The sequence below is a fragment of the Pedobacter petrophilus genome, assembly GCF_009674725.1.
In the GTDB taxonomy this organism is placed as follows: Bacteria; Bacteroidota; Bacteroidia; order Sphingobacteriales; family Sphingobacteriaceae; genus Pedobacter; species Pedobacter petrophilus.
The window spans coordinates 1-3083 of sequence record NZ_WKKH01000100.1 but is presented as its reverse complement, the minus strand read 5'-3'; the positions used below and the strand labels follow the sequence as shown (position 1 = coordinate 3083).

Below are 3083 nucleotides of genomic sequence, written 5' to 3'. Positions count from 1 at the left end.
TTAAGTACTTTCTGTAGTATGTTTTTATACCATAGATGCAAGGCGTGGCGAAGCACGCAGGCCAAAAATGAGCCGGGTCTCAAAACTTATTTCTTTTAGCGCATGCCTAGAAAACCTATTTTTACATGGAAACGGGTAATATAGGGGATAAAAACGCCTTTTTATTACATGAAACTCCATTCGTTATTTTTGCGACTTCGACTATAGTGGCCATATTTGCTAAAAATAACTTTCCTTCTGCATCCAGATCCGCTAACGAATTGGCCATTTCTGTGATAGAACCATTAATTATTAATTTGACCTCGCCAGTCTGATCATTGTACTTTATTGATATTTCATGCTTCATATTACTTTTTTTCTCCTTTTTTTCTGATTTCTTCTTTGATTTGACCTATTTCATCAAGTAAATTCATTTGGTTTTTAGGAGCATTTAACATTATAGGAGCGTCTTTATACTGAACTTTTTTGAAGTCTTTCACTTTCCCTTTATAACCTAGTTCATAATTCAATCTTAAGGTTTTCATTTTCTGCTCCCAAATCACAATATTGTGCTTTTTGAGCTCATTAAGGAAGTCATAGGCATTACCCTTACTAATTTTCAATACTTCGGATATGGATTGAATAGGGAGCTTTATCTCGTTTGTTAATTCAGTTTTAGATATCAAATAAATAAGTAATCTCATTGACCCTTTACTGAGGTTTAATTCTACGGATATATGCTCTAAAGCATGCTGAAAAATGGTAATAAAATCACCATTATTAAATTTTGATTTAACTGGCAACCGGATATCTATATAATCCTCGACCACCTCTCTTTCAATGGTTATCTTTTCCCTATATGTTTTAGCCATATTACTAATATTTAGAACTTTTCAAATTTATACTAATTTTTGAAAATTACTAATATTTAGAACTTTTTTTTTAACCCTTCCATTACTAATATTTAGTAATCCATTACTAACTGTTAGTAATGGAAGGTATGTTAATATATTCATTATCAATATATTATAATTTATTGCTCGTATTCGTTATGTATAATAAAAGTTTATGCCTGATATCAAGGCCTTTTTTTGCTCTTAAATTTTAGCTTTTACACTCGAGGGAAAGAAATTTCCTAAGATAGGAATCAGGACTTCCGGTATACCGGAAATTTCCCTTTGTTTTGATACCAATGGGTCACCTTCTCATTCCCTTTGAGTTTTTCTTTTCAGGGTTCTGATTTTCAATTTTGGCCTGTCTCTCTTTTTCTCTTGCTTGAGTGGTTGCGGTCAAAATAGTTTGAGTTATGTCCTGGGCTTTTTGTTCAAATTCAGGTTTAAGTATCCCGGTTCCTCTAAGCGCAACAATTTTTAATTCTGTTCTGGTGCGCTGCAGGTCGTCCTGAGATTTCACCAGAGCATCAGAAGTCCGCTTTAAATTCGCTTCCTGAGTGACAAGCTGCGCTTTTCTTCTCTTAGCCTCTAAGTCGGCTTGTACGTGCAGATTTGAGGCCATAATCAGGCGATTTGAGACAGTTTCTAAGAACTTGCTAGGATTTACGCGGTCTAAAAGAGAAAATTCAGGTACGCTGCTTAAAATCGCTTTCTGCTCTTTGTTTTGCAGACCCAAATACCAACGTTCGGAATTATGAATGGCTTTAGACCCTACAATGCCCCTTTCTAAGCCAAATGGCTGCATTTGGTCAGCATAGCGGGTTTGCCTTTCACTCATAGCCGTTCGATCTCCCATGACCTCCTTTGCGCTTAATCTCCCGTCTTTTGTGAGCGGAACGACTACAGCGTGTATGTGAGGGGTTTTTTCGTCCATATGCAAGCTAAAACGGACGATGTTCTCCACCCCAAATTCATTTTTAACAAAATCCAAATTCGCATTTAGCCAGGTATTTTTGAAGTTCTCATCGCTAAAAATCTTCTTCATCTCTTCGTGACTTCCTGTAAAAACCATGCTTAAACCCTTAACAGCATCTTTTCTAAGTGCTTTTTTACCTGTGTAGGCCGATTTAATCCGGAGATCAATAGCCTCGTTTAATTTCATTTTGGTTGAGTTGCCGCAATCATAATGAATGTTCTCCTGGAGGCGGTTTGGATCAGCATTTTTGTAGGTGTACTCTTGACCAGAGGAACGGTCGATATGGGCACCTAAACTTCCGGCACCGGTAGTTACTTTTTCAATATGAAATACGGCAAATCCCATTTTTTTTATTTCTCTTTTTAGCTGCGCAGCACCCGCACTTTACATTATGCAGCTTGCCCCTCTTTGGGGATTGCAAAAAATGTAAAGTATAGTGGGCTATACCTTAAATTTTTTAAGGCTCTTAACAAATGTACAATTTAAGTGAGAAAAAAAGCAACTGATAAGTTGGTTTATTGAGGGCTTAAATTGTACATTTGATTATTCCCCGAAACGTAAGAGCAATGCTGAGGAGCAACTCCCAGGGATAGGGGATGCTAAGACAAATAAGTCAAAGAAAAGATCAGGTTCTTTTAGTCCTGGTCTTTCTTTCTTTGATCCAAATTCCGTTGTTGAATTTCCTCTAATTTTACCAATAAAATGACCTGTTCCTTTGGTAATTGTGCAGTAAGAGAATGAAAAGAAGTCTTTATTATAACTTCCAGTTGAGCAAATAACATGCTGTTGTAGTCGGCCTGATCAAGAAGAAAAATAAAATCATCGAGGGAAACAAATATGCCTTTAATATATTTGTTAGTGCTAAAGTTTTTTCTTGCTCCAGAGGCATGTATGGCTTCCAGTTGGGCAACTAAAGTATTGTCGTAGTTAGCCTGTTCAAGAAGATTAATAAAGTCCTCGGAGGAAACAAATATCCTTCCCTCGGCATAAGGTTTTGTGTATTTATTCATTTTATAGGGTTTTTTCCTGCTTCGCAGGCAGGTAGGTTTTTTAGGTCAAATGCTAATCCAAATATTGTCTTACCGTAAATGCAAAGCGTGGCAAAGCACGCAGGCCACTAAATGGTTGTGGTATAAAAACAGACTATACAAACACACTTTAAGTACTTTCTGTAGTATGTTTTTATACCATAGATGCAAGGCGTGGCGAAGCACGCAGGCCAAAAATGAGCCGGG

At 36.8% G+C, this 3083-nt stretch carries 4 protein-coding genes; all 4 read right to left on the bottom strand.

Translation table 11 applies throughout. The features are described 5' to 3' along the window. Window positions 1–121: 121 nt before the first annotated feature. Window positions 122–346, bottom strand: a complete 225-nt coding sequence (locus tag GJU39_RS23140; RefSeq protein ID WP_154283357.1) for a hypothetical protein — start codon at window positions 344–346, stop codon at window positions 122–124. A 1-nt stretch (window position 347) separates the two neighbouring features. After that, complete coding sequence (locus tag GJU39_RS23135) at window positions 348–851, bottom strand: hypothetical protein (protein ID WP_154283356.1); 504 nt, start codon at window positions 849–851, stop codon at window positions 348–350. Window positions 852–1176: 325 nt separating this feature from the next. Continuing rightward, window positions 1177–2193, bottom strand: coding sequence for a MobV family relaxase (gene mobV / locus GJU39_RS23130; protein WP_154283355.1), 1017 nt, complete (start codon window positions 2191–2193; stop codon window positions 1177–1179). A 290-nt stretch (window positions 2194–2483) separates the two neighbouring features. Next, window positions 2484–2858: a hypothetical protein gene (locus tag GJU39_RS23125; protein WP_154283354.1), complete on the bottom strand. Its 375-nt coding sequence runs from the start codon at window positions 2856–2858 to the stop codon at window positions 2484–2486. Between the last annotated feature and the right edge of the window lie 225 nt (window positions 2859–3083).

Coding starts and splice junctions, on each gene's coding strand:
- GJU39_RS23140 (WP_154283357.1), bottom strand. CDS start 346: ATGAAGCATGAAATATCAATAAAGTACAATGATCAGACTGGCGAGGTC.
- GJU39_RS23135 (WP_154283356.1), bottom strand. CDS start 851: ATGGCTAAAACATATAGGGAAAAGATAACCATTGAAAGAGAGGTGGTC.
- mobV (WP_154283355.1), bottom strand. CDS start 2,193: ATGGGATTTGCCGTATTTCATATTGAAAAAGTAACTACCGGTGCCGGA.
- GJU39_RS23125 (WP_154283354.1), bottom strand. CDS start 2,858: ATGAATAAATACACAAAACCTTATGCCGAGGGAAGGATATTTGTTTCC.